We start from the raw sequence: 25,023 nt of genomic DNA on the forward strand, positions 1-25,023 counted from the left end.
TGCGATTGAAGGCTGGCCTCCGCTTCGGTTTCCCTGCAATAATTCCCCAAAACAAGCCGATCCAGGAAAGCCGGGATCATCTGCCGCCACGGCGGCGGGAATGAGCAGGGAGTCATCAATTTGGAAGGCACGGAGAGGCTGCAATCCGGCCCACTGACCGCCTACAGCCCGGAAGGGTTCTTCTGCGAGATGCTGGGCAGCCCCGAACGAACCGCGGAGCACACCCAGCGCATCCGCGACCGCCTGCAGGCCCTTGACCTCGGAGAGCTGCGCGGCCGCGCCCGGGACGCGGAGCTGGAACTCTACAGCTTCGGAATAACCTTCACGGTCTACACCCAAAAGGACGCGATCGACCGCATACTGCCGTTCGACGTCATCCCGCGAGTCATCTCCGCCGACGACTGGGAAACGATCAACGCCGGCGTCGTGCAGCGGGTCAAGGCGATCAATCTCTTCCTCTGGGACATCTACCACGACCAGAAGATTCTCAAGGACGGGACCATTCCGCGCGAACTCGTTCTGGGCAATCCCAACTACTGCGCGGAGATGTGTGGGATCGATGTTCCTCTCGGCACCTACGTGCACATCAACGGGACGGACCTCGTGCGCGGCGACGATGGGCGCTTCGTCGTTCTCGAGGACAACGCACGCTGCCCCTCCGGGGTTTCCTATGTGGTCGAGAACCGCCACCTCATGCAGCGCAGCTTTCCCGATCTCATGGCCAACATCGGTATACGGCCGGTGTCCAACTACGGACAGAAGCTGCATGACGCGCTGGTCGAGGTCGCACCCAAGGATGTTGCCTCGCCCCAGGTCGTCCTGCTGTCTCCGGGAACCTATAACTCGGCCTACTTCGAGCACATCTTCCTGGCGCGGGAGATGGGCGTACCCCTGGTCGAGGGAAGCGACCTCGTCGTGGACAACGATCATGTCTTCATGAAGAGCATCGACGGGCTGCACCCCGTCCATGTCATCTATCGGCGTATCGGCGATGACTTCCTTGATCCGGAGGCTTTCAACCCGGACAGCGTGCTCGGAGCGGCGGGGCTCATGCGCGCCTATCGCAAAGGCACGGTGACACTGGCGAATGCGATCGGCACAGGTGTTGCCGACGACAAAGCGGTCTATGCCTATATGCCACGGATCATTCGCTATTATCTGGATGAGGATGCGATCCTGTCGAACGTGGAAACCCACATTTGCCGGGAAGCGGAGGGCCTGGCCTACACCCTCGACAACCTCGAGAAGCTGGTGGTCAAACCGGTCGGGGAAGCCGGGGGCTATGGGATCACCGTCGGCCCGCTCGCAAGCAAGGCGGAACTGGAGAAGTGCCGGGCCGACGTTATGGCCGATCCCGCGAACTACATCGCCCAGCCGATGGTCAACCTTTCGGTCTGCCCAACGGTCACTGACGAAGGCGTCGGTGCCCGCCATGTCGATCTCAGACCCTTCGCCGTGACCGGCCGTTCGACCTGGGTCTTGCCGGGGGGACTTTCCCGCGTTGCGCTGACGAAGGGCTCAATCATCGTCAACTCCTCCCAGGGCGGAGGATCAAAGGATACCTGGGTCCTTGAGTAGACTTCTCAGTCGCTACGCGGAAGCCATCTACTGGATGGCCCGCTACATCGAGAGGGCCGAGAACCTCGCCCGGATCCTCGATGTCAACGAGACCTTCAGCCGAGACTCCCGCGGTTGGCAGAACTGGCAGTCGATCCTTCAGCTCTACAGGGACGAAGAGCTGTTCTTTGAAAACCACGAGAGGGCAGACGCCGACAGCGTGCTGTACTTCTACACTCTCGATCAGACCAACCCGACCTCCATCATATCCGGGGTCAACGCCGCGCGCGCCAATGCCCGCACCCTGCGCCCGCTGATCTCCACCGAAATGTGGATACAGTTGAACATCTTCTACAACACGTTGAAGGGCTACAAGCCGGGTGACCTCACCGAGCCGCGCCTCGCCCGTTTCTGCAATACGGTCAAGGAAGCCTGCCAGACCCACACCGGCATCACCGAGGGCACTTTCTATCGGGACGAAGGATGGTTTTTCTATCAGATCGGACGCTGCCTGGAGAGAGCCGATCAGACCACGCGGCTGCTGGACGTGAAGTACCACCTTCTGCTTCCCAACCATGAGGCCGTGGGGTCACCCTTCGATGTGAGCCAATGGAACGCCGTCCTGCGGTCTGCGGCGGGCTATCACGCTTTCCGGCGGGTTTACCCCAGCGGGCTCAGCCAGTCGGCGGTGGCCGGTTTTCTGCTGTTCCATGCACAGTTCCCGCGCTCCGTCGCCTCCTGCATCCGCCAGGTCGATAGGCGCTTGTCGGAACTTCGGTCCAACTACAGACTCCGCCGCGGCAGCCGGGCCCTTGAAGAGTTGGACGAGCTCTGCGCTGTGCTGGACGACACCACCATCGACGAGGTGATCACCAAGGGCCTGCATGAGTTTGTCGACTGGGTTCAGATCAAGCTGATCCGAACCCACACGGAGTTGGGCGCGGCCTTCTTTGGCTATGCGGCGGAGGAGTTGAGCGATGCCGCCCAATGACTTGACGCCTGCTTACTTGACGTCCTGCCGGCGCCCCCATAAATGGGCAGGGGAGCCGTGGGAGCGCTGCCACGGCATCCGCCCGGTCGAGAACAAGGCTTCGATCCGAGGGACATAGCTACCTGAGCCGATGAGACAGGATCGTCCGAACAGCGTCGAGGTCGCCAGCGAAGAAGGCGCCTTTGGCCCCCTCCAGGACTTCTTCGTGCTGGAGCCTTCGCCCTGTCCCTATTTACCGGACCGCATGGAGCGCAAGCTGCTGACGGAGATCAGTGGCCCGCAGGCACGATCGATCTATACCCAGCTGAGCCACGGCGGCTTTCGGCGCAGCCATCGTTTTGCCTACCGCCCGGCCTGTGCAACCTGTGACGCCTGCGTGCCGGTCCGCGTCGTGGTCGAGCAGTTTCAGCCCAGCAAATCGCTGCGGCGGATCGCACGTTCCAATGCCGACCTCTCCATTGCCTCGGTGCCCAATCGCGCCACCCGGGAACAGTTCGAACTGTTCAACCGCTACATCCGCTCGCGTCACGGCGACGGGGAAATGGCGGGCATGATGCCCGAGGAGTACGCTTCCATGGTCGAGTCCAGCGACGTCGATACCCGGCTTGCGGAGTTCCGCGACCGGGATGGCCGGCTCGTCGGCGTCTGCCTTCTGGACTGGCTCTCGGACGGCCCCTCGGCCGTCTACAGCTTCTTCGAGCCCGGCGCCGCCCGCCGCTCGCTCGGGACGTTTGTCGTTCTGTGGCTTATTGACGCAGCGGCTGCAGCCGGGGCGCGGCATGTCTACCTCGGCTACTGGATCGAGCACAGTCGTAAGATGGCATACAAGACCAGATTCCAGCCTCTGGAAGGGCTGGTATCGGGGGTCTGGCGCCCCCTGCTCCGCCCCGGCGCCGACCGCCCCCTGGCCATGCCGACAACCTGACCTCTTGCCCGGATTTCTGCCCCCGCCGCCACCATCCCTCTGGTTGCGTCGCCGGGCCCCCGCGCCTATTCTCGCGGCACAAATGACAGGGTAGGTCGAATTACCCGTACACCATACTTGGCAGTTACCTCTGACATCGGGGAGGACCGATATGAAACGTCGTCAGTTTATGAGGCGTGCTGTAACCACTGCGGCGGCGACCGGCGCCATCGCCGCATCCAGCTTTCCAGCCCCTGCGATTTCCCAGGGCCTGATGAAATGGCGTATGCAAACAACCTGGCCCAAGAACTTTCCCGGCCTCGGCACCGGTGCCAACAAGCTGGCAGAGTTCATCGGGCAAGCCTCCGGCGGCAAGCTCACCGTCGAGGTCTATGGCGGCGGCGAGATCGTTCCTCCGTTTGAGACCATGGACGCGGTCGCCAACGGGACCATCGAGATGGGTCATGGCGCGCCCTACTACTGGAAGGGCAAGGTCTCGGCGAGCCAGTTCATCGCCTCTATCCCCTTTGGCCTGAACGCACAGGAGCAGAACGCCTGGCTTCAGTTCGGCGGCGGCCAGGAACTGGCCGACAAGATCTACAGAGAACTCGGCTGCAAGTTCTTCGCTTCAGGCAACACCGGCGTGCAGGCCGGCGGTTGGTTCAACAAGGAAATCAACTCGCTGGAAGACTACAAAGGCCTGAAAATGCGTATCCCGGGCCTGGGCGGCGAAGTGGTGAAGGCGGCCGGCGGCAACGTGGTCAACCTTCCCGGCGGCGAGATCCCTCCTGCGCTGCAGTCGGGCGCCATCGACGCGACAGAGTGGGTCGGTCCCTATAACGACCTTGCCTTCGGCCTCTACAAGAGCGCCCAGTTCTACTACTACCCGGGGTGGCACGAGCCGGCGACCCTGCTGGACAACTTCATCGGCCTGGAGGCCTGGGAGGCGCTCTCCGACGACCTCAAGGCCGTCGTCGAAGCCGCCAACGCCTACGCGAACACCTACGTGTTGAACGAGTTCGTTGCCAAGAACAACGGCGCCCTCAACACGCTGGTGAACGAGCATGGCGTCGACCTGAAGCGCTTCCCCGACGACGTGCTGAATGCCCTGGGAACGCTGTCCGGGACCGTTATCGGCGATCTCGCTTCCGCCGACCCCTTGAGCCGCGAGGTCATGGACTCCATCATTGCCTTCCGCAAGCAGGCCATCGCCTACGCAAAGGTGTCGGAGCAGGCCTTCTACAATGCACGCGGCCTGCCCTTCCAATGGGCCGGCTGAACGCGGTGCGGTAACAAGCAACAGTGCTCCGAAACTCGGGCACAAAAAAAGAGGCCGGCGGGTCACCCCGCCGGCCTTTTTCTATGGATGCTCCCTGCAGTTCAGGAGCATCTTCTGTCCTTGATCAGTCGAACAAAACACTCGGAAGCCAGGTCGCCATTGTGGGCACCGCGGCGATCAGGATGAGACCCAGGATCTGGATCATCACGAAGGGCAGCACCCCCCGATAGATGTCCATCGTCGTGATGATGGCCGGCGCAACCCCGCGCAGATAAAAGAGCGCGAAGCCGAAAGGCGGCGTCAAAAACGATGTCTGCAGGTTCACGGCGATCATCACGCCAAGCCAAATCGGATCGAGCCCCATCGTCAGCAGTATGGGTCCGACGATGGGGACGACCACGAAGACGATCTCGATGAAGTCGAGAAAGAACCCCATCACGAACATCAGGGCCATGACCACTACCACGGCCCCGAAGACACCACCCGGAAGCGCATTGAGAACGTCGGAGACGATCTCTTCGCCACCCAGGCCGCGGAACACCAGGCTGAACACCGAAGCCCCCAGCAGGATCACGAAGACCATGGCGGAAATCTTGACCGTGGTCCGCATCACGTCGATCAGGATGCCGTTGCGATAGACCCGCGAAAGGGAAACGGCGAGGCCGAACGCAAGGGCGAGGATGCAGGCCCCGGCAACGATGGCAGCGGCCAGGTCCGTGAAGGGCACGGTCTCGCGCTGCATACGCAGATCGAAGATCGTCGACAGGGGAACCAGCGCGACAAGACAGAAGGCCGCCAGATAGATCGCTCCGGACCGCTCCTCGAAGGCCGCCCTGCCGGCCAGCAGAAGCGCGCCGATGCAGCCCATGGCGGCCGCCTCCGTCGGCGTGGCGACGCCCAGCAGGATCGACCCCAAGACCAGGACGATCAGCGATGCCGGCGGCACCAGAACCCGGAGGACCCGGGGGCCCATAGGCTCGGTGTCGTCCGCCGAACGCTGCAGCGGCGGACAGGCATCCGGACGGCGCCAGGCCGAAAACAGGATCCAGAGCATGTAGAGCCCGACCAGCATCATGCCCGGCAGGAACGCACCAGCGAAGAGGTCGACAACAGAAACCGGGTCCGGTGCAAAGTTCCCGAGGGCGAGCTGCGCTTCGGTGTTGGCACCCTGAAGAATGTCACCCAGGAGCACCAGCACGATGGAGGGCGGAATGATCTGGCCCAGGGTGCCGGATGCACAGATGGTACCGCAGGCAATCTTCGGGTCGTAGCCTGCCTTCAGCATCGACGGCAGCGAAAGGAGCCCCATCGTGACGACGGTGGCGCCGACAATGCCGGTCGATGCCGCGAGCAGCATGCCGACAAAGATCACCGAGAGCCCGAGCCCGCCCCGCAGACGGCCGAACATCAGGCCCATCGTCTCCAGAAGTTGCTCGGCGATCCGCGACCGCTCGAGCATCACGCCCATGAAAACGAAGAGCGGAACGGCGACCAGCAGTTCGTTGGTCATGACGCCGAAGTAGCGCGACGCCAGGCCGCCCAGCAGCCGCATGTCGAAGATGCCAAGGCCATAGCCCAGGAAGGCAAACGCCAGGGCGACGCCGGCGAGCGTGAAGGCGACCGGGAAGCCGAGCAGAAGCACGCCACAGGCCGTCGCAAACATCACAAGGGAGAGAATCTCCCCAAGCAGCACGGGATCCATGGCTCAGATGGGCTCCGTCTCTTCGTCTTCCGGTTTGAACTCCGGATGGCCCGTCAAAACCAGGAAACTTCTGCAGGCGAGAGAAAGGCCTTGCAGCCCGATCAGAGCGCAGAACACAAGAATGACGCTCTTGAGCAGGAAGAGGCCCGGCAGTCCCCCTGCCTCTCTCGATTCCTCAAGCCTCGCCCAGGAAGCGGCGACGTAGTCGAAACTGACCAGGAAAACCACGATGACCAGGGGGAGCAACAGCACGAGCGCGCCGCAGAGATCGATCCAGGCCTTGTAGCGCGCGGAGTTGGGGCGATAGAAAATGTCGACCCGGACATGCCCGTTGTGCAGCAGGGTGTAGCCGGCCCCCAGCATGAAAACGATGCCGTGCAGCCAGACGTAAGACTCCTGCAGCCAGACCCAGCCGATGGCATAGACATAGCGCAGGACCACCACCACGAAGGTGATGATCACCATGAGCAGTGTCATCCAGGACACCGCCCGACCGATGTGCTCATTCAGTGAGTCAACGAGATTGACGAAGGTGGCAAGCCCCTTCACGACCCTCTTTCAGCCCCCCGTTGTCCGCCGGACGCGCAGCCTTGATTTCTTGCGAACCGACTCCGCGGCCTCTCCGGCGCCTTTCACATCGTTTCGCAGACCACGGCCCTTATCTGTGTGCCTATGACCCGCCTCCCAGCATAACCCCAGATTTCCGGGGGTTTCCTGCCCTGTTGGCGCTTTGCCACCCGGCTTATAGGCCGCCGGACAGGTCAGAACAACGGGAAAATGGGCGCGGTCAGCCGAATTTGTTGGCACGCGAAAAGCCGGTCGGCGGCAGCCGTCCGGCCTGGGCGCGCTTGCCCACCCAGGCGACCAGATCGCTTTCGGTCCGCGTACGCCCTGCCCCGGAGGACCATGTCAGCCCTTCAGCCAGGGTAAAGGTCTTGGCATCGGACAGGCCGCCGTCCTTGTACTTCTGCATGATGACGCCGCGGCCCCTCGTCATTTCCGGCAGCTCATCCAGCGGGAAGATAATCAGTTTCCGGTTTTCCCCGATCACTGCCACATGGTCTCCCGCAACCGGTCTGCAGACTGCCGCCTCAACGCCCTGGGCCAGATTCAGGACCTGCTTGCCGTTCTTGGTCTGGGCGACCACCTCGTCCTCCGGAACGATAAAGCCGCGCCCATCGGCCGACGCCACGAGCAGTCTGCGGCCCGGCTCGTGGACCTGAAGGCCGACAATGTCCTGATCGTTCGGCAATCCCATCATCAGCCTCAGCGGTTCGCCAAACCCGCGGCCACCCGGAAGCTTGTCCACGCCCAAGGTGTAGAACCTGCCATTGGTCGCAAAGACGAGCAGCTTGTCGGTTGTTTGGGCGTGAACGACGAAGCGCTCGCGATCCCCTTCCTTGTATTTCGCGTCGCTGACGTCGTCCTGGTGTCCTTTCATGGACCGCACCCAACCTTTGGCGGAACAGAGGACCGTAACCGGTTCCCGCTCGACCACGGCCTCCAGCGGAATCACCACTTCCGACGGCGGGGACCCGATCTCGGTACGCCTGGCCCCGATCTCCGTTTTGGCACCGAACTGATCCCGGATCTCCTTGACCTGCTCGCCGATCACCGTCCAGCGCCGCTTCTCGTTTCTCATCAGCTGTTTGAGATCTTTTTGCTCCTTCGATAGAGCCGCGTGCTCCTCTCGAATGGAGATCTCCTCGAGCTTGCGCAGTGCCCGCAGGCGCATGTTCAGAATGGCTTCGGCCTGCACATCCGAGAGCTTCCAGCGCTTCATCATGCGCGCTTTCGGATCGTCTTCCTCCCTGATGATGCGAATGACCTCATCGATGTTGAGGTAGGCGATCAGGTAACCGTCGAGCACCTCTAGGCGGTGCTCGATCTTCGCCAGCCGGAACCGTGTCGTCCGCTTGAGGACTTCGTGGCGGTGGTCCAGAAAGGCCCGAAGCGCTTCGCGCAGGTTCATCACCCGCGGCGTGTTGTCCGCATCCAGGACGTTCATATTGAGGCCGACGCGGGTTTCCAGATCCGTCTGCCGGAACAGCGATTCCATCAGCACTTCGGGATCGACGTTGCGGCTCTTCGGCTCCAGAACAAGGCGGATCTCTTCCGTTGACTCATCACGGATGTCAGCCAGCATGGCCAGCTTCTTGGCAAGCAAGAGCTCCGCGATCTTCTCGATCAGACGCGATTTCTGTACCTGAAAAGGGATTTCCGTGACGATGATCTGGTAGCTGCCGCCCTTGATCTTCTCGGCCTCCCAGCGTGCCCTAAGGCGAAAGCTGCCGCGACCGGTTTTGTAGGACTCGACAATGCTCTCACGCGCTTCGACGAGGATACCTCCGGTTGGAAAGTCGGGCCCCGGCACCAGATCCACCAACTTGTCGAAGGTTGCGTTCGGCGCGTTTATGAGGTGCAGCAGCGCGTCGCAGAGCTCGCCCACGTTGTGGGGTGGGATCGACGTCGCCATGCCGACGGCAATGCCCTGCGCGCCGTTCGCCAGAAGGTTTGGAAAGGCCGCCGGCAGAACGACCGGCTCCTCGGCCTCGCCGTCATAGGTGGGACGGAAATCCACGGCATCGGCATCAATGCCTTCGAGCAGCGCGGCAGCGACCTCCGTCAGTCGCGCTTCGGTGTATCGCATCGCCGCGGCGTTATCGCCATCCACGTTCCCGAAGTTCCCCTGGCCATCGATCAAGGGGAAGCGAAGCGAAAAGTCCTGAGCCAGACGAACAAGGGCGTCGTAGATCGCCTGATCGCCGTGCGGATGGAACTTACCGATCACGTCGCCGACGACACGCGCCGACTTCTTGAAGCCCGAATTGGGGTCCAGCCGCAGTTGGCGCATCGCATAGAGAAGACGCCTGTGGACAGGCTTCAGCCCGTCCCTGACATCGGGCAAGGACCGCGCCATGATGGTCGACAAAGCATAGGACAGATAGCGCTCCGACAGGGCGTCAGAGAGCTTGATATCGCGGATTTCTCCCGCCGGCGAGCTGTTCATGGTTCCGTGCGAATCGGCAGTTGAGGCACCAGATACAGTAGTCAGCCCGCAGCCGAGATCAATACTCTGCCGTGATCGGCGGCACCTAGAAGCGGTCGGCCCGGTAAGGCGCCATGTCGATGCCGCTGTCCCGCCCGGCGATCATGTCCGCAATCAGCTGGCCGGTGCGCGCACCCAGGCTGAGTCCGCAGTGCCCATGGCCAAAAGCGAGGTAGGCGTTGCTGTGGTGCGGCGCCCTGCCTATGACGGGCAGCGAGTCGGGCATTGACGGGCGATAGCCCATCCATTTGGTTTCCCCCCTGCGGTCCAGCCTCGGATACCAACGCGATGCGTTCTTGAAGAGTACCTCTGCCCGGCGCCAATCCGGCGCCTTTTCGAGACCGCCGAGTTCCACCGTCCCGGCAATCCGCAGACCCTTCTCAAGGGGCGTGCACACAAAACCGCGCTCGGTGGAGTACACGGGAAGTCGCGGGCTGATACCGGGATCGGGCAACGTCAGGTGATAGCCGCGTTCGGTGTCCAGAGGCGGCCGGCAGCCGAGCATCGCCGTCAGCGCCTTCGACCATGCGCCGGCCGCCACCACAACAGCCGAACAGGCTGTCTGTCCATGGTCGGTGATGACGGCGTTCACCTTGCCATCGGCCCGTTCGAAGCCCGAAACGGCCTCGCGGCGCAGCTCACCGCCCAGGCTGACGAACGCCGCGGCGAGTTCCTGGACAAAGCGGAGATTGTCCACCGTGTAGGAGACGTCCGGATAGAAAACGCCATACTTGAAGATCGGAGCCAGCGCCGGTTCGAGCTGGCGCAACTCCGCCGCCTGCAGAACCTCCAGGTTGACACCGCGTCGGCGCTGCAGGTCCAGCAAGGGTTGGTAGGACCGGAATCCCGCATCCGTCTCATAAACCGATATCCAGCCGCTGCGCCTGATCATGTCCTCAATCCCAGCGGCCTTGACCAGCGGGTCATAGGCGGCCGTTGCGCCACGGAGCAAGGCTCTGAGCGCAATCGAGATCTCTTCGACGCGATGGGGGCTGCTGGCGGCGATGAACTGGATCAGCCAGGGGGCAAGCCGGGGCAGGTACTGCCAGCGGATGGCAAGCGGTCCCAGCGGGTCCACCAGCATCTTTGGAACCTTCCAGACAACCCCGGGAGTCTGGACCGGTACCACGGCCTCCTCGGTGATGATGGAGCCGTTTCCAAACGAGGTGCCTTCGCCGGGCTCGCCGCGGTCCAGCAGCACCACGCGACGGCCCTCGCGGAGCAGGTAGAGCGCAGTACAGACCCCAACGATGCCCGCGCCGATCACCACAATCGGCGCGGTCTCTTCGCGCTCCAGACTCATGGCCCTCCCTTCAAAGCGGAAGCGTCCCCGTCGCCGCCTGCGTCGGGCGGCGCCATTGGGAAAAGCTCGGCGAGCCGGCGGCGGGCTGCCGGCAGAGCTTTGTCGCGGGGATGAAATATGTGCCGCTCCAGAAAGTACCCAGTCAACGCGAGGCCGTCTGCGACCTCCTCAATGCCTCCTTCCCCCCGGCCCAGAAGAAACCGCGGGAGAGGCAGGAGCTTCTCCTTGAAAGGCGCGCCCGCCGACAACGACACCGCGCGTCCCGAACGCGGGCTCACGTAGCTGAGTTGATCGTTGTCCCCGCCACCGGCGCAGCGGGTCAAGTCCAGTCCAAAGCCCAAGGATGCGAGCAGACCCAGTTCCCACCGCACATAGATCTCGGCCCAGTGGTCGTCCGACAGCGAGTCGAGAAGGACCAGAAGCCCCTGATAGCAGCCCGGATGCGGTTCGCGTTCAGGCATCGCCCCCTCGCAGACTGCCGTTGCAGCAACCAGACCCACAAGCCGGTCCGGATCGTCCATCGCCTGCGCTGCGTAAGGATGCAACAGCTCACATTCGAAGCGCCCGAGGTGCTCCGCCAGGCGGCCGGTCCAGACCGCCCTCACCTGGTTCCCCGGCTGATAAACGCCTCTCGCCCGTGCACTCTGGGCGCCGCGGACAAGGCCTGCGTGACGGCCATGCGACTGGGTCAGAAGCTGTACGACAGCCGAGGTTTCACCATGCGGTCGCACCGAAAGGACCACGGCTTCGTCGTCCCACTGCATCAACGAACCCGGAGAGTCGCGGGCGAGGAAGAGAGATCAACGCTAGGCATCGTACTCCAGCCCTAGTTGCCGATAGCGTTCCGGATCGTTGATCCAGTTCTCTCTGACCTTCACGAAGATGAAAAGGTGGACCGGCTGGCCCAAGGCCTCCTGAAGCTCTGCCTGGGTCGCCTCGCGCACGGCACGAATGGTCCGGCCACCCTTTCCCAGGCACATCGCCTTGTGCTGCTCTCGTGCGACATAGACCGTCTGGTTGATCCTGACGGACCCGTCCTTGAACTCCTCCCAGTCTTCCGTCTCCACGGTCAGAGCGTAAGGCAGCTCTTGATGAAGGTTGAGGAACAGTTTCTCGCGCGTGAGCTCGGCCGCCATCATGCGCAGGGAAATGTCAGAGAGCTGATCTTCAGGAAAGAGCCACGGCCCTTCCGGCATCTGCTCGGCCAGGTAGTTCATGATATCCCGGAGACCGTCACCGGTAAGTGCCGAGATCATGAAAACCTCTTCAAAGGACGCCAGGGCCGAAAGCTGCGCCGTGAGGTCCAGAAGCCGCTCACGCTTCACAAGGTCGATTTTGTTCAGAACCAGAACGAGCCGGCCGGCACGCTTTGCCAGGCCTTCGATCACCTTGCGGGCATCATCGGAAACCCGTTTGCGGCCAGCATCGTAAACGAGCAACACCAGATCCGCGTCTTCAACGCCGGCCCAGGCCGCCTGCACCATCGCTCTTTCAAGCCTCCGGCTCGCATCGAAGATTCCCGGCGTATCGACGAAGACAATCTGGCTGTCGCCCTCAATCGCGATGCCGCGCACGCGCGTGCGCGTAGTCTGCACCTTGTGCGTAACGATGGAGATCTTGGCACCGACGAACTGGTTGACCAGAGTTGACTTGCCGGCATTTGGCGCCCCTACCACAGCCACAAGGCCGCATTTCTCTCGGGTCGGGTCGGCACTCACGACGGTTCCTCCCCAAGAACGCCAAGCAGCTTGGCCGCCGCTTCCTGCTCGGCTGCGCGCTTGGACCTGCCCTGCCCTTCTATCGCCGGAAAACCCTGTACCTCCACGCTTATGGTGAACAGCGGTGCATGCGCCGGGCCGCTGCGGTCCCTCTCTGCGTAGCTCGGCAAAGGAAGGCCGCGGCCCTGCGCCCATTCCTGAAGCTTGGTCTTGGCATCCTGTGGCGGCGCTATGTCGGCCGCAATGTGGTCGCGCCAGTTCGCGCCGATGAAGCGCTGAGCGGTTTCGAGGCCGCCATCGAGATAGAGCGCTGCGATCACGGCTTCGCAGGTGTCCGCCAGCAGACCGGGATTATCGCGCTCGCCGCGCCCGCTTTCTCCCATCTCCAGGCGAATGAAGCGGCCAAGATCAAGACTCCGCGCCACCGCGGCCAGGGTCTCTTTCCGCACCAGCTGGGCGTGTCTGCGCGCCAACTGGCCTTCGGTTTCCAGGGGGAACTCCTGAAAAAGCATCTCCGCAACCACGAGGCCCAGTACCCGGTCACCAAGAAATTCGAGGCGCTCGTAATCACCGCCGTCGTAACTGGGATCTGCTGAGACGCTGGGGTGGGTCAGCGCCCGCTCGAGACACTCCAGGGCTCTGAAGCTGTACCCTAGGCGCTGCTCCAGCGGAGCGAGCATATCGCTACCACTCGCCGCGGTCTGCGCAGTTGGAAACTCGTCATTGGATGGCATCGCCGATCCGGCCAAAACGAATTGCCCCAGGCCAGCGCCAAACCTCCCACCAGGAGGCGCTGCTGTCATGCGAGAAGAAAAGCACGTCAGCACGGCCCACAAGATTTTCGAAGGGAATCTGCCCCACGCTTCTCGACCGGCTGTCCTGACTGTTGTCTCTGTTATCGCCCATGGCAAAGACGTGTCCCGGCCGCACCACCTCCGGCCCCCAGTTGTCCCAGGGAGCTGTGTCCATCTGCTCATGGATAAGATGGCGTCGACCGTTGGGGAGAGTCTCCCAGTAGACCGCGCCCTGTGCCGAGGGATAGTCCACCGCCTCAAGCTCGGAGGGCAGCAGACGCTCGCGCTCGGCCGGCTCGCCGTTGATGTAGAGTACGCCTTCACGTACTTCGATCTCGTCTCCGGGCAGTCCGACAATGCGCTTGATGTAGTCTGTCTTGACATCCCGCGGGGTTCTGAACACCGCAACGTCGCCCATCTCCGGTTCGGAGAAGAAAACCCGGCCATCGAAAAGATCCGGACTGAATGGCAGAGAATACTTGCTGTAGCCATAGGACAGCTTCGAAACGAAAAGATAGTCGCCGATCAGCAGTGTCGGCTCCATTGAGCTCGAAGGGATGTTGAAGGGCTCGTAAGCGAAAGTGCGGACACCAAGCGCGATCAGCACGGCAATAACGACGGTGCGCAGGGTTTCCATCAGCGCGCCGGTCGAGGATTGGCCGCTTTCGACGCTCTTCTCCGGATCTGTATCCGGACCTCTGTTGCTCATTGAATTGTCCATTGTCGTCTGCTGCGCTGCGCGTTCTCGGGCCAAGGCCCGGCTTTTCCCTACTCGCCCGGCAAGGCGCTGATGATCACGATGACCTGTGCAAGCGGATAGTCATCGGTAATCGTAATGTCAATCTGTGCTCGCATGCCCGCCGGTGTAAGCTCTTCCAGCCTTGCCGCTGCTCCGCGGGTCAGCGCCATGGTCGGCTTGCCGCTTGGCAGGTTGACGACACCCAGGTCGCGCCAGTGCACGCCTCGCCGGGGAACACCTGTTCCCAGAGCCTTGGCGCAAGCCTCCTTGGCCGCGAACCTCTTGGCGTAGCTGGCGGCACGGGCGGCCCGGCGATCCGATTTCTGCCGTTCAACGTCAGTGAAGCAGCGCTGCGTGAAGCGCTCGCCAAAGCGATCGAGGGTTTTCTCAATGCGCCGGATATCGATCAGGTCGCTGCCCAGGCCCAGTATCATGCGACCAGCCCGGTCTCATCAAACCCTGAAAATGCCGGACTAGGCGCTCCGCGCACTCCCGGCCTCCGCACGTGCCTTGTCCATCAGGGCCCGCATTCTGCGGATCGAACTGTCGAAGCCGCCAAAAATCGCTTCTCCAACCAGGAAGTGGCCGATGTTCAGTTCGGCAATTGTGGGGATCGCCGCCACCGCTCCGACCGTGTCGAACGTCAGGCCGTGGCCAGCGTGGCACTCCAGCCCCAGCTCCGCAGCCTGCTCCGCTGCCTGGCGGAGCTGCTCGAGGCACTGCTTTGTGCGCTCGCCCTCTGGGTCCTCAAGAAAGGCTTCGCAGTAGGCACCCGTGTGCAGTTCGACGACGGGCGCGCCGAGCGACACAGCAGCTCGCAACTGCTCCCCGTCCGCTTCGATGAAGAGGGATACCCGGGAACCCGCCTCGCGCAGACTGCTGACAAAATGCTGAAGGTGGTTGTGGCCCCCGGCAGCATCTAGTCCGCCCTCGGTCGTTCGCTCCTCCCGTCGCTCGGGCACGATACAAGCGGCATGCGGCCGATGGCGCAGGGCAATGTCCAGCATTTCCTCGGTTGCGGCCATCTCCAGGTTCAGCGGAATGTCCAGTTCGGCCGTCAGCCGCTCGATATCGCTGTCGGAGATGTGACGTCGATCCTCACGCAGATGAGCGGTGATTCCATCGGCGCCGGCCGCCGCCGCCAGCCGCGCCGCGCGCACCGGATCAGGATGCAGGCCGCCGCGGGCGTTCCTGATCGTGGCAACGTGGTCGATGTTCACACCAAGCCTAAGGTGTCGGTTCAAGGCTGCCTCTCATAGTCTTTGGCAACGCGGAAGGCCTTTCCCCGCTTAGCCGGGCGGCCCTTGGACCCACGGGCCTCTCGCGAGTGCCTGAGTTTCCGGCGAATGCGCCGGCGCCTGGCCCGCTGATACTGGTCCACGGTTTGCTTGATGGGCCAAAAGAAGACGAACCACGCAAGAATAGCTGTCGGCACGCCCCCGACCGCCATGGGAAGCAGCACCTTCAGCGGATTCTCAGTTATGTATCCCAATGAAAGGCTTTGTGGCAGGGCCGTCAAGTCATCGTTGCCGATGAGCCATGTCCCGAGACTGTAAATCCACAGCCAGATAAAGGGAAATGTCCAAGGGTTTCCGACAACGGTGCCGATGGCCGCGGCAAGGAGGTTTCCGCGCAGAACAACCGCCAAAACAGCCGCAAGGATAAAGTGGAGGCCGATAAAGGGGGTAAACGAGATGGCCGCGCCCGAGGCAAATCCGGCCGCAATGCGATAGGGCGTGCCGGGCAGTCGCCGCAAGCGATGCGCGACATAAGTCCCGGAGCGGCGCCATCCGCCCTTCGGCCAAACAACATCGAGCACTCGCTGAAACGCGGGGCGGGGCTTACGGCGCTTGAACATCTTCTGATCCTAAACGCAAAAGATGGCCGTGACCTTAACCGCGCGCCCGTTCGACGGAAGTAATGACCGGCATGGCCCTCAACGCCGCGATTATATTTGTCAAGTGCTTGACGCTGGTGACCTCTACGTCAATAAGCATCTCAAAGAAATCTGTCGAGCGATTTGTAATCTTTAGATTGCTTATATTTCCATTATTCTTTCCGATGATCGTGGAAAGCCCCCCGAGGCTGCCCGGCTCGTTCGCGACGATCACGTGCAGTCTTCCCGTTCGTTGTTCCTCGCTGTCATCCACATCCCACGCCAGATCGACCCAGCGCTCCGGTGTCGCCTGAAAACTCTCCAGTGTATCGCAGTCTATGGTGTGCACGGTGACGCCTTTTCCCGTGGTGACAATCCCAACGATGCGGTCCCCGGGCAGGGGGTGACAGCAATGCGCATAGTGTACCGCCATGCCGGGGATCAGTCCCTTGATGGGGACTGACGTCTCCTTGTTTTTCCCCTGCCGCGCGCGCGCCCGCGCAATCGGGACGACTTTCGGCTGTGCGGCCTCGGCCTTTGCGCCAGGGAAGACTGCCACGACAACCTCCCGCCCGGTCAAATGCCCCTGCCCGACGGCGGCACTGAGGTCCGTCACGGTGTCGTACCGAAAGCGCTTGAGAACCGTCTCCAGAGCCTTCTCGCTGAAGTCGTAGCCCTCCTGTCGAAACGCCTTTTGAAGGATCTGACGGCCAAGCTCCGTGTACTGCTCAAGCTGCTTCAGCCTGACAAAGCGACGAATGCGCGCCTTTGCCTTGCCGCTGACGACAAACTGCTCCCAGTCGGGCGACGGAGTCTGCGCCCGTGAAGTGATGATCTCCACCTGATCGCCGTTTTGAAGCGGCGCGCGAAGCTGCACCATGCGGCCGTTGACCTTTGCGCCGACACAGGTATCGCCGACCTCGGAATGTACGGCGTAGGCAAAGTCTACGGGCGTGGCCCCTCTTGGCAGGGCAATGACGGCCCCCTTCGGCGTGAAGCAGAAGACCTGGTCCTGAAACATCTCAAGCTTCGTGTGCTCGAGAAACTCCTCCGGATTGTCGGCATGCTCCAGAATGTCCAGCAGCTCGCGCATCCAACGATACTGCTTGCCTTCCACCTGGGGATGGCTCTGCTTGTACTGCCAGTGTGCCGCGACGCCATACTCGGCAACCTCGTGCATGTCGTGGGTCCGGATCTGGACCTCAATCCGATGGCGTTCGGGACCGATGATCGTGGTGTGAAGCGAGCTGTAGCCGTTTGGCTTCGGAATGGAGATATAGTCCTTGAAGCGGCCGGGCACGACCGGATAGCGGCTGTGGAGAAGACCCAGGGCGTGGTAACAGTCTCCGGGCGTATCGACGACAATCCGGAATGCCATGATGTCGGAGAGCTGCTCGAAGGTGATGTTCTTGCGCTGCATTTTGCGCCAGACCGAGTAAGGGGTCTTCATCCTGCCGGAAACCGCAGCCTTTATGCCTTCGCTCGTCAGCGTGTTGCGCAGCTCTTCGATGATCCGCCCGGAAAGGTCCTGCCCCTGGCCCCGCAGGAAATCGAGGCGCGCCAGAACGGACTCGCGCCCATCCTTGTTCAACTCTGCGAACGCCAGGTCCTCGAGTTGGTCCTTGAACCCGTGCATTCCGATGCGCTCGGCCAGCGGGGCATAGATATCCATGGTTTCGCGGGCGATCCGGCGGCGCTTCTCCTCAGAGTTGATGAAGTGCAGGGTCTGCATGTTGTGCAGACGATCAGCAAGCTTCACCAGGAGCACGCGAATATCCTCAGACATTGCGACAAGAAGCTTACGGAAGTTCTCGGCATGCTTGGTTTCTTCGGACTGAAGCTCTAGGCGTCCAAGCTTAGTGACGCCATCGACCAGGCGCGCGATCTCGCCGCCAAAATGAGCTTCCAGATCGTCAAGGGAGGCATCCGTGTCTTCCACGACATCGTGGAGCAAGGCCGTGATGATCGAAGAATCGTCGAGCTTCAGGTCGGTCAGGATGCCTGCGACTTCAATCGGATGTGAGAAGTAGGGATCGCCCGAAGCACGGGTCTGCGTACCATGCGCTTTCATGGCATAGACATATGCGCGGTTGAGGGCGTCCTCATCCGCGCCCGGGTCATAGGATTTGACCCGTTCGACCAGTTCGAACTGCCGGATCATGCCGTTTTTGACCCGTGCCTTGCCAATAAACCGATTAAAACGATTCCAGCATAGGCGCTAGGCTGCTGGTCGCCAAGTCCAAGAATGCGGCTGCAGCAGCGCAATACGGCTGCTTGAAAACCCGAGAAAGCGAAGCTTATTGCTGTTCTTCGGAGGCCTCAGAAACCTCCGGGTCCGATGCCTCCGCCGGCGCCTCCACCGTCGGGCCGGCGCCCAGCCCCTGCTCGGCAGCAGTCGGAATGACGAGATTGTCCGGCTCGACGACATCGTCTTCCGGCTCATCCTGCTCGCTTTGCTTCTGGAGACCGGTAATCAGCGCATCTCCCAGGGCGTCAAGGCTGATTGTCTGGTCCGCAATCTCCCGCAAGGCCACGACCGGGTTCTTGTCGTTGTCCCGGTCCAGGGTCAGCGGTGCTCCCGCCGAGATGTCTCGCGCACGCTGGGCAGCCTTCATGACCAACTCAAAGCGGTTGGGGACCTGTAAGACGCAGTCTTCGACTGTTACCCGTGCCATCTGCGGCAACCTCTCCTAATGGGAAGCGAAACCTCTGCCCGGCATTCACCCGCGGCGGGCGGAATATATGGACCGAACGGCGGCTTTACAAGCCTCAAGCGGAGAGCAAAATAACACAAATAATATGTATTTAAAGAATGCGCTCAACCGCTTGACTGGCGGGCAAACGTCTCAGCATCTCTGCGGCCGTCTCGCCCGTCACCGGGTGATGCCAACTCGGCACCAGTTCCACCAGTGGCTTTAAGACGAAGGCCCGCTCTGCAATCCTGGGATGTGGCAAAACGACGGCCGACCCTTCTTCGGTTCGCCGATCATCAAATGTCAGAAGATCGAGGTCCAGCACGCGGCTCTCGTTCTTCTGCCGCCGGATCCTGCCGAACCGGCTCTCGACCTCATGCAAACGGGCCAGAAGGTCCTCGGCTAGCATGCGCGCCTGGACACGCGCCGCGCCGTTCACATACCAAGGTTGATCGGAAACAGGTACGGGGGCTGAGCGGTACCAGGAACTTCGCTGGACCACCTCGATGCCGTAGTCTGGTAGGGCTTTCAAGGCCGCCTCGAGGGTTTCCCGTGGTGTGCCATGTTCCCTGGTCTCAAGATTGGATCCCAACGCGACGAGGATCACCTGACAGCCCTCCATTTCGCAGCTCTCTTGCGCCGCCTGGGCAACGGCATAAATCTATGGCGAAGAAAATGCGATTGATTTCTTCAGTTTGCTGGATCTCGCGTGTAGATTGATACTGCCACAACAGATTGGAAAAGATGCCTAGCGGGCATTAGTAAAACAGTATTCGGTTCGGAAGGATTGTTATGAATCTCTATGACCAGGAACGGGTCGCATTATTCATTGACGGCGCAAACCTCTATGCCACCGCTCGGTCTCTTGGTTTCGATATCGATTACAAGCGGCTGCTCGATGTATTCAACGGGCGCTGCAATTTAGTGCGCGCGCTTTATTACACGGCCCTTATAGAAGACCAGGAGTATTCGCCAATCAGGCCTTTGGTCGACTGGCTGGATTACAACGGCTACACCATGGTGACCAAGCCGACAAAGGAATTCACGGACGCTGCGGGGCGGCGAAAAGTGAAAGGCAACATGGACATCGAACTCGCGGTCGATGTTATGGAGATGGTCGATCGCCTCGATCATGTGGTCCTGTTCTCTGGAGACGGCGATTTCAGACGTCTTGTGGAGGCCGTACAAAGACGCGGCTGCCGGGTGACCGTCGTCTCGACCATCAGGTCGCAACCGCCGATGATCGCCGATGAACTGCGCCGCCAGGCCGACACCTTTGTGGACCTGGCCGACCTGCAGTCGCAGATTGCCCGGCAGCTTCCGGGGGACCGGGCAAGAGCGGGGGAGCGGTTGCGCCAGGACGGCTACCAGGACGATCACTTCTCGGATGACGATGACGGCGAGTATTTTGAGGACGAAGCCGTCTAGCCAGAATTCGGAACTTAGAAATGTTTTCGGAACCTCCGCCGGACTGCGGACGTTGCCCTCGCCTGGTGGACTTCAGACAGGCAAACAAGCTCGCTTTTCCGGAATTTCACAACGCACCGGTTCCGGCTTTCGGGCCGCTGGGTGCCCGCCTGTTGATCGTTGGCCTGGCCCCAGGACTCAAGGGGGCAAACCAGACCGGCCGGCCGTTCACCGGAGACTATGCCGGTGACCTCCTCTACGAGACGCTTTGCAGGTTCGGGTTTGCGAAAGGGCGTTACGGCCGCAATGCCAACGACGGCCTCGTTCTCGAAGACTGCAGAATCACCAATGCTGTCCGTTGCGTTCCCCCTCAAAACAAGCCGACGGGCGCCGAGGGTAAGAATTGCAGGCCCTTCCTGGAAGCAGAGATACACCAGATGCCTCGACTTCGGGTCGTGCTGTGTTTGGGGGGACTGTCACATGCGGCGGTGATGAGTACCCTCAGCCAGCGCAAGGCCCTGTTCCCTTTCGGTCATGGCAGTCTGCATGACATCGGCGGGCTGGTTGTCGCCGATAGCTACCACTGCTCCAGGTACAACACGAACACCGGCCGGTTGACCGTCGCGATGTTCGAGCAGGTCTTCGAGAGCATTCGCGAGCGCCTATCCGCGCTCCCGCAAGAGCTTTGACTTTCGTCGCTCCCACTCGCGCGATTTGATGCTCTCTCGCTTGTCGGCCTTGCGGCGTCCCTTCGCAAGTCCCACTTCGAGCTTTGCCCGCCCCCTCTGGTTGAAGTAGATCGAAAGGGGAACCAAGGTGTAGCCTTCCCTGCGCACCTGGCCGATCAGTTTGGACAGTTCTCGCCGGTGGACCAGCAGCTTGCGCAGACGTCTTGGCTGATGGTTGTTGTAAGTGGCGGCAAGGTATTCCGGAATGTGCGCCCCCTGCAGAAACAACTCCCCCGATCGCTCGCCGACATAGGCTTCGCTGATCGAGGCGCGCCCGGCCCGCAGGGACTTGACCTCACTGCCGGTCAGCACGAGGCCCGCCTCGAACGTTTCCTCGATCTGGAAGTCGCGCCGTGCCCGTCGGTTCTGGGCGGCGATCTGCTTCGCGCCCTGCGTCATCGCTCGAAGGATCCTCGGGTCTAGTTGAGCAGCCCGGCGTGAACCATTGCGCTCTTGACCTTGGCCTCGGTTTCGGGCCGAACGGAGATCATGGGCAAACGAAGCTCGTTCTCGCATTGGCCCAACAGCGATGCCGCGAACTTTACGGGTGCCGGGCTCGATTCTTCGAAAAGCGCCTTATGGAGCGGCATCAGACGGCTGTTCACTGCGTCGACCTGGTCAAAGTCCCGGCGTCGCCAGGCTGCATGGAGCTCGGCGCAAAGACGAGGGGCCACGTTCGAAGTGACGGAGATACAGCCATGTCCACCTTGCGCGAGAAACGGTACGATCGTCGCGTCTTCGCCGGAAAGCTGGGCGAAATCCTCGCCAATCGCCGCCCTTGTCAACGCCGGGCGCGCCAGATCGGCTGTCGCGTCCTTGACGCCCACGATGTTCGGCAGTTCCGCGAGACGCTGCATGGTTTCAACGGTCATATCGACAATGCAGCGGCCGGGGATGTTGTATATCACAATCGGAATGTCGACCGCATCGTGGATCGCCCGATAATGCTGGTAGAGCCCCTCCTGGGTCGGCTTGTTGTAGTAGGGAGTTACCACCAGCGCGGCGTCTGCCCCGGCCTGCTTCGCGTGCCCGGTCAACTGAATGGCTTCGTCGGTAGAGTTGGATCCGGTACCGGCAATAACCGGTACACGCCCTTTTGCCACCTCGACACAGAGGGCCGTCACCCGCATGTCCTCGTCATGGCTGAGGGTCGGGGACTCGCCGGTCGTTCCGCAAGGAACCAGGGCTTGGGTCCCTTCAACGATCTGCCACTCGACGAAGCTCTGAAATGCGGCCTCGTCCACCCGGCCATCCCGAAAGGGGGTGAGGAGCGCTGTAATGGATCCCGAAAACATTGGGCCCGACATGGTAAAAACCCTTAGAAACTCTTGGTTCAACAGCCCGCGAGCCAGGGTGGTCGCAGTGAGGGCAGACCATAACCGCTGCGGTTGGCCTCGGCAAGAAGAGCCCGTGTTGCTTGACGCCAGAGTGCTGGATTCCGGCGCTCTATCTCTCTAGCATTGACGCATCGCTTCAAGAGGGGACGCCATGAGGTCAGATCAGTTGGTCGGGGTGCCCGGGGTCCTGCTGAGCATCCTGTTCGCGATCCTCCTCTGCTCCCAAACTGTATTCGCCGAATCTCCCTCCCCTCCCCTCTCTGTCGAGGAATCGGCTCTCTACGGTGATGCGATTGAACTCGTCAGAAACGGACGGGAGGAAGAGGGTCTGCGGCTGGCGCGCCAGGGCGCCAATCCCTTGGCCGCAAAAATCGTCGACTGGATCGCCCTGACCCGCCGCAACAGCAATCCCGCTTTTGCTGACGTTGAGGCTTTCCTTCGCTCGAACCCCCAATGGCCAGGGCGTTTCCAACTCTACCGAAACGCCGAGCCGGCACTGCCGGAGGACTGGGGTCCGGATCGCGTCCTGGCATGGTTTGGCAGCCGGCCGCCGATTACAGCCGAGGGCGCAAGGGCCTACAGTCTTGCGTTGCAGCAATTGGGGCGTGTGTCAGCAGTCAGAGAAATGGTGCCGCTGCTTTGGGTTTCCCTCGACTTCGATCAGAGGGAGGAGGAGCGCTTCCACCGCTCCTTCAATGGTTTTCTCACTCCGGAAGATGAGCGACGGCGGCTGGAGAGGCTGCTCTGGGACCGGCGCACAGCAGCAGCCAATCGGCAGCTCCAGCGAGTCGATAGCGGACACCGACACCTTGCGCGGGCGCGGATCGCCCTCTATGGCAACAAGCCCGGCGTGGACGCAGCCATCAGAAGGGTCCCGGCGGAACTGCAGAGTGACGAGGGCCTGCTCTACGAGCGTGCGGCGTGGCGTCAGAGGCGCAACCGCTTTGACGGCGTCGTTGAGATCTTGAACAAGGCACCAATGCAGGGTGACCACTTGGCCAGCTGGTGGCGCCTGCGCAAATGGGCATTCTGGCGCGCCCTCGATCGTTCGCAATACACGGTTGCGTATCAGGTTGCGAGCCGCCATGGGCAGAGCGAGGGCCTCGGATTTGCAGAGGGCGAGTGGTTGGCGGGCTGGCTTGCACTGGCTTACGCCAACCAGCCAGCTGTCGCAGTGCGACACTTTGAGCGGCTCTATTCCGGGGTCACCTCGCCGATCAGCCGAGCACGCGGTGCTTTCTGGGCGGGCGAAGCACAAAGCCGCCTGGGCGAGGCCGAAGAAGCGCGTAGATGGTATGGGCTTGCTGCGGTCCATCCAACCACCTTCTACGGACAGATCGCCTCTCAGAGAATTGGTTCTGGCGGCGCTGCAGGTCTCAGGGTGCCGGCCCCGGTACCCCCCGCCGAAATGTCCAGCTTCCGTGATCGTGAGCTCGTTCGAGCAATCAGAATCCTTGGCCAGTTGGATGAAACAAGACTGCAACAGCAGTTCATTGCGCGCTTGCGACAGGATGCCAAGACAGAAGCCGACTTTCAGCTGATCGTGGACCTGGCGGCTTCGCTGGGCCGGCACGAAGTGTCCCTTCGAACGGCCAAGCTTGCGTTGCGGCGCGGGATCGATCTGGGCACTTTGCTCTATCCGACGCGTGAGCTTTCAGGGGCGGCCGGGCCGGAGACGGCGCTCGTTCTAGCGTTGATGCGCCAGGAAAGCGAGTTCTACGCGAAGGCAAGAAGCCCAGTCGGCGCGCTCGGCCTCATGCAGTTGATGCCGGCGACCGCCAGGCAGACAGCCCGCGGAATCGGGCTTGCTTACGACCGGGCGCGCCTGACCAGTGATCCTGAATACAACATCGCTCTGGGTCGCGCCTACCTCGCGCAGCTTCTGGAACGGTTTGACGGATCGTACATTCTGGCCCTGGCAGCCTACAACGCCGGCCCCTCCCGCGCTGAGCGTTGGATTTCACAGTTCGGAGACCCCCGCTCACCATCAGTCGATCCGATCCTCTGGATTGAAAGAATTCCCTTTGCGGAAACTCGCAACTATGTTCAGCGGATCCTCGAAACACTGGTTGTCTACAGGCAGATGGGCGACCCGACCGAAACGCCCTGGGCCCTCAGGGTTTCTCCACTCGGATCTTAGTGAAACCCTGAAGACACTGCGTTTGAAGTCGCAGCCCGGCCGCGCTGCGCATGAAGGAGGATTCCCGTGGCATCAGATAGCGATCCTCATTTTAAAGAGATTAAGGCTTGCGTTTTCGATGCCTACGGAACGCTTTTCGACGTGCACTCTGCGATCCGGCATGGCGGAGAGGAACTTGGCGACAAAGCCGATGAGGTTTCGGAGCTCTGGCGTCAGAAGCAGCTCGAGTATACTTGGCTTCGCAGTCTCATGGGGGCTCACACCGACTTCTGGCAAGTGACCGCAGACAGCCTGGACTTCGCTCTTTCCGCAACAGGGGCCAACAGCGCAGGGCTTCATCAGAGGCTTATGGACCTCTACCTCACGCTCGATGCCTATCCGGAGGTGGAAGGTATCCTGAGAGGGTTGAAAAGCGCCGGCCTCGCGACGGCAATACTCTCAAACGGAAGCCCCAGGATGTTGAGCGCCGCTGTCGAGTCCGCCGGGCTTCAGCCGGCCCTGGATCTGGTGTTGTCCGTCGAAGACGTCGGAATCTACAAGCCGGACTCGCGGGTCTACCAACTTGCCGTGGACCGCTTGGATCTGTCGCGCGAGAGCATCTGCTTCCTTTCCAGCAATGGCTGGGATGCGCGCGGCGCCGCATACTTCGGCTTCAGCGTTGCATGGGTAAACCGTTTTCGCAGAGAACCGGATCGCCTGCCCGGCGAACTGGGCGCAACGATCAGCACACTCGCTGACCTGCCGCCCCTGCTTGGTATCGGTTAGGTCCGCAGGAACAGCACGAAGAAGAGTTGCTGCAGCTAGGA

24 protein-coding genes are annotated in these 25,023 nt (G+C 61.7%); 8 read left to right on the plus strand and 16 right to left on the minus strand.

Annotated features, from left to right (window positions below; all coding sequences use genetic code 11):
• Nucleotides 1–189 precede the first annotated feature (189 nt).
• The 4 genes from ACO06P_RS03260 (at nucleotide 190) to ACO06P_RS03275 (ending at nucleotide 4,731) form a co-directional block, all read left to right on the plus strand.
• A complete protein-coding gene (locus ACO06P_RS03260; RefSeq protein WP_420349691.1) occupies nucleotides 190–1,578 on the plus strand; it encodes a circularly permuted type 2 ATP-grasp protein in 1,389 nt (462 codons plus the stop codon).
• Entirely contained in the window at nucleotides 1,571–2,548 is a 978-nt protein-coding gene (locus ACO06P_RS03265) for an alpha-E domain-containing protein (protein ID WP_420348576.1), read from the plus strand. Before ACO06P_RS03260 ends, ACO06P_RS03265 begins: the two co-directional genes overlap by 8 nt.
• A 130-nt stretch (nucleotides 2,549–2,678) precedes the next feature.
• Nucleotides 2,679–3,473, plus strand: a complete 795-nt coding sequence (locus ACO06P_RS03270) for an arginyltransferase (RefSeq protein WP_420348577.1) — start codon at nucleotides 2,679–2,681, stop codon at nucleotides 3,471–3,473.
• Nucleotides 3,474–3,738: 265 nt separating this feature from the next.
• Nucleotides 3,739–4,731, plus strand: coding sequence for a TRAP transporter substrate-binding protein (locus ACO06P_RS03275; protein ID WP_420348578.1), 993 nt, complete (start codon nucleotides 3,739–3,741; stop codon nucleotides 4,729–4,731).
• A gap of 124 nt (nucleotides 4,732–4,855) precedes the next feature.
• On the opposite strand, the gene ACO06P_RS03280 is transcribed toward ACO06P_RS03275, so the two are convergent.
• From ACO06P_RS03280 to folK, 14 genes are all read right to left on the minus strand, one after another.
• Complete coding sequence (locus ACO06P_RS03280; RefSeq protein ID WP_420348579.1) at nucleotides 4,856–6,433, minus strand: TRAP transporter large permease; 1,578 nt, start codon at nucleotides 6,431–6,433, stop codon at nucleotides 4,856–4,858.
• A gap of 3 nt (nucleotides 6,434–6,436) precedes the next feature.
• The gene (locus ACO06P_RS03285) at nucleotides 6,437–6,982 is read right to left on the minus strand and encodes a TRAP transporter small permease subunit (RefSeq protein WP_420348580.1); all 546 of its coding nucleotides are present in this window, start codon (nucleotides 6,980–6,982) and stop codon (nucleotides 6,437–6,439) included.
• Between the two features lie 238 nt (nucleotides 6,983–7,220).
• Nucleotides 7,221–9,443 carry a DNA topoisomerase IV subunit A gene (gene parC / locus ACO06P_RS03290; protein ID WP_420348581.1) on the minus strand — a complete coding sequence of 741 codons (2,223 nt, stop codon included), beginning with the start codon at nucleotides 9,441–9,443 and terminating at the stop codon, nucleotides 7,221–7,223.
• A gap of 85 nt (nucleotides 9,444–9,528) precedes the next feature.
• Nucleotides 9,529–10,785 (minus strand): NAD(P)/FAD-dependent oxidoreductase, encoded by a 1,257-nt coding sequence (locus ACO06P_RS03295; protein WP_420348582.1) that lies wholly within the window; start codon nucleotides 10,783–10,785, stop codon nucleotides 9,529–9,531.
• On the minus strand, nucleotides 10,782–11,552 hold the full coding sequence (gene recO, locus ACO06P_RS03300) for a DNA repair protein RecO (protein WP_420348583.1): 771 nt from the start codon (nucleotides 11,550–11,552) through the stop codon (nucleotides 10,782–10,784). Before recO ends, ACO06P_RS03295 begins: the two co-directional genes overlap by 4 nt.
• 39 nt (nucleotides 11,553–11,591) lie before the next feature.
• Entirely contained in the window at nucleotides 11,592–12,467 is an 876-nt protein-coding gene (era, locus tag ACO06P_RS03305) for a GTPase Era (protein WP_420348584.1), read from the minus strand.
• Nucleotides 12,468–12,499: 32 nt separating this feature from the next.
• Nucleotides 12,500–13,183, minus strand: coding sequence for a ribonuclease III (gene rnc, locus ACO06P_RS03310; protein ID WP_420348585.1), 684 nt, complete (start codon nucleotides 13,181–13,183; stop codon nucleotides 12,500–12,502).
• Nucleotides 13,184–13,223: 40 nt separating this feature from the next.
• Nucleotides 13,224–14,018 (minus strand): signal peptidase I, encoded by a 795-nt coding sequence (lepB, locus tag ACO06P_RS03315; RefSeq protein WP_420348586.1) that lies wholly within the window; start codon nucleotides 14,016–14,018, stop codon nucleotides 13,224–13,226.
• A 47-nt stretch (nucleotides 14,019–14,065) separates the two neighbouring features.
• Nucleotides 14,066–14,470: a holo-ACP synthase gene (gene acpS, locus ACO06P_RS03320; protein WP_420348587.1), complete on the minus strand. Its 405-nt coding sequence runs from the start codon at nucleotides 14,468–14,470 to the stop codon at nucleotides 14,066–14,068.
• Between the two features lie 39 nt (nucleotides 14,471–14,509).
• Nucleotides 14,510–15,280: a pyridoxine 5'-phosphate synthase gene (locus tag ACO06P_RS03325; RefSeq protein WP_420348588.1), complete on the minus strand. Its 771-nt coding sequence runs from the start codon at nucleotides 15,278–15,280 to the stop codon at nucleotides 14,510–14,512.
• Nucleotides 15,277–15,894, minus strand: coding sequence for a DUF2062 domain-containing protein (locus ACO06P_RS03330; RefSeq protein ID WP_420348589.1), 618 nt, complete (start codon nucleotides 15,892–15,894; stop codon nucleotides 15,277–15,279). The genes ACO06P_RS03325 and ACO06P_RS03330 overlap by 4 nt, the downstream gene beginning before the upstream one ends.
• 34 nt (nucleotides 15,895–15,928) lie before the next feature.
• A complete protein-coding gene (locus ACO06P_RS03335; protein ID WP_420348590.1) occupies nucleotides 15,929–18,073 on the minus strand; it encodes a RelA/SpoT family protein in 2,145 nt (714 codons plus the stop codon).
• A 136-nt stretch (nucleotides 18,074–18,209) separates the two neighbouring features.
• Nucleotides 18,210–18,587: a DNA-directed RNA polymerase subunit omega gene (rpoZ, locus tag ACO06P_RS03340; RefSeq protein ID WP_420348591.1), complete on the minus strand. Its 378-nt coding sequence runs from the start codon at nucleotides 18,585–18,587 to the stop codon at nucleotides 18,210–18,212.
• Between the two features lie 130 nt (nucleotides 18,588–18,717).
• Nucleotides 18,718–19,212 carry a 2-amino-4-hydroxy-6-hydroxymethyldihydropteridine diphosphokinase gene (gene folK / locus ACO06P_RS03345; protein ID WP_420348592.1) on the minus strand — a complete coding sequence of 165 codons (495 nt, stop codon included), beginning with the start codon at nucleotides 19,210–19,212 and terminating at the stop codon, nucleotides 18,718–18,720.
• A 185-nt stretch (nucleotides 19,213–19,397) separates the two neighbouring features.
• On the opposite strand from folK, the gene ACO06P_RS03350 reads away from it, so the two are divergent.
• A complete protein-coding gene (locus ACO06P_RS03350; protein WP_420348593.1) occupies nucleotides 19,398–20,033 on the plus strand; it encodes an NYN domain-containing protein in 636 nt (211 codons plus the stop codon).
• Nucleotides 20,034–20,053: 20 nt separating this feature from the next.
• Nucleotides 20,054–20,701: a uracil-DNA glycosylase gene (locus ACO06P_RS03355; protein ID WP_420348594.1), complete on the plus strand. Its 648-nt coding sequence runs from the start codon at nucleotides 20,054–20,056 to the stop codon at nucleotides 20,699–20,701.
• Here the strand turns inward: ACO06P_RS03355 and smpB are convergent.
• A complete protein-coding gene (gene smpB, locus ACO06P_RS03360; RefSeq protein WP_420348595.1) occupies nucleotides 20,675–21,139 on the minus strand; it encodes an SsrA-binding protein SmpB in 465 nt (154 codons plus the stop codon). The genes ACO06P_RS03355 and smpB overlap by 27 nt on opposite strands.
• Nucleotides 21,140–21,159: 20 nt before the next feature.
• Nucleotides 21,160–22,035 (minus strand): 4-hydroxy-tetrahydrodipicolinate synthase, encoded by an 876-nt coding sequence (gene dapA / locus ACO06P_RS03365; protein WP_420349692.1) that lies wholly within the window; start codon nucleotides 22,033–22,035, stop codon nucleotides 21,160–21,162.
• A 193-nt stretch (nucleotides 22,036–22,228) separates the two neighbouring features.
• Between dapA and ACO06P_RS03370 the strand changes: the two genes are divergently transcribed.
• Together ACO06P_RS03370 and ACO06P_RS03375 are read left to right on the plus strand one after the other, a co-directional pair.
• Nucleotides 22,229–24,217: a lytic transglycosylase domain-containing protein gene (locus ACO06P_RS03370; RefSeq protein WP_420348596.1), complete on the plus strand. Its 1,989-nt coding sequence runs from the start codon at nucleotides 22,229–22,231 to the stop codon at nucleotides 24,215–24,217.
• A 66-nt stretch (nucleotides 24,218–24,283) separates the two neighbouring features.
• On the plus strand, nucleotides 24,284–24,982 hold the full coding sequence (locus ACO06P_RS03375; RefSeq protein ID WP_420348597.1) for a haloacid dehalogenase type II: 699 nt from the start codon (nucleotides 24,284–24,286) through the stop codon (nucleotides 24,980–24,982).
• The last annotated feature ends 41 nt before the right edge of the window (nucleotides 24,983–25,023 follow it).

This window comes from Pelagibius sp. (assembly GCF_965227505.1).
Lineage (GTDB): Bacteria > Pseudomonadota > Alphaproteobacteria > Kiloniellales > Kiloniellaceae > Pelagibius.

What these genes read in the sequence shown, in the direction of transcription:
- ACO06P_RS03260 (WP_420349691.1), top strand. Translation starts at nt 190, where the DNA reads ATGCTGGGCAGCCCCGAACGAACCGCGGAGCACACCCAGCGCATCCGC.
- ACO06P_RS03270 (WP_420348577.1), top strand. Translation starts at nt 2,679, where the DNA reads ATGAGACAGGATCGTCCGAACAGCGTCGAGGTCGCCAGCGAAGAAGGC.
- ACO06P_RS03275 (WP_420348578.1), top strand. Translation starts at nt 3,739, where the DNA reads ATGCAAACAACCTGGCCCAAGAACTTTCCCGGCCTCGGCACCGGTGCC.
- ACO06P_RS03280 (WP_420348579.1), bottom strand. Translation starts at nt 6,433, where the DNA reads ATGGATCCCGTGCTGCTTGGGGAGATTCTCTCCCTTGTGATGTTTGCG.
- parC (WP_420348581.1), bottom strand. Translation starts at nt 9,443, where the DNA reads ATGAACAGCTCGCCGGCGGGAGAAATCCGCGATATCAAGCTCTCTGAC.
- ACO06P_RS03295 (WP_420348582.1), bottom strand. Translation starts at nt 10,785, where the DNA reads ATGAGTCTGGAGCGCGAAGAGACCGCGCCGATTGTGGTGATCGGCGCG.
- rnc (WP_420348585.1), bottom strand. Translation starts at nt 13,183, where the DNA reads ATGCTCGCTCCGCTGGAGCAGCGCCTAGGGTACAGCTTCAGAGCCCTG.
- lepB (WP_420348586.1), bottom strand. Translation starts at nt 14,018, where the DNA reads ATGGACAATTCAATGAGCAACAGAGGTCCGGATACAGATCCGGAGAAG.
- acpS (WP_420348587.1), bottom strand. Translation starts at nt 14,470, where the DNA reads ATGATACTGGGCCTGGGCAGCGACCTGATCGATATCCGGCGCATTGAG.
- ACO06P_RS03330 (WP_420348589.1), bottom strand. Translation starts at nt 15,894, where the DNA reads ATGTTCAAGCGCCGTAAGCCCCGCCCCGCGTTTCAGCGAGTGCTCGAT.
- ACO06P_RS03335 (WP_420348590.1), bottom strand. Translation starts at nt 18,073, where the DNA reads ATGATCCGGCAGTTCGAACTGGTCGAACGGGTCAAATCCTATGACCCG.
- rpoZ (WP_420348591.1), bottom strand. Translation starts at nt 18,587, where the DNA reads ATGGCACGGGTAACAGTCGAAGACTGCGTCTTACAGGTCCCCAACCGC.
- ACO06P_RS03350 (WP_420348593.1), top strand. Translation starts at nt 19,398, where the DNA reads ATGAATCTCTATGACCAGGAACGGGTCGCATTATTCATTGACGGCGCA.
- ACO06P_RS03355 (WP_420348594.1), top strand. Translation starts at nt 20,054, where the DNA reads ATGTTTTCGGAACCTCCGCCGGACTGCGGACGTTGCCCTCGCCTGGTG.
- smpB (WP_420348595.1), bottom strand. Translation starts at nt 21,139, where the DNA reads ATGACGCAGGGCGCGAAGCAGATCGCCGCCCAGAACCGACGGGCACGG.
- dapA (WP_420349692.1), bottom strand. Translation starts at nt 22,035, where the DNA reads ATGTTTTCGGGATCCATTACAGCGCTCCTCACCCCCTTTCGGGATGGC.
- ACO06P_RS03370 (WP_420348596.1), top strand. Translation starts at nt 22,229, where the DNA reads ATGAGGTCAGATCAGTTGGTCGGGGTGCCCGGGGTCCTGCTGAGCATC.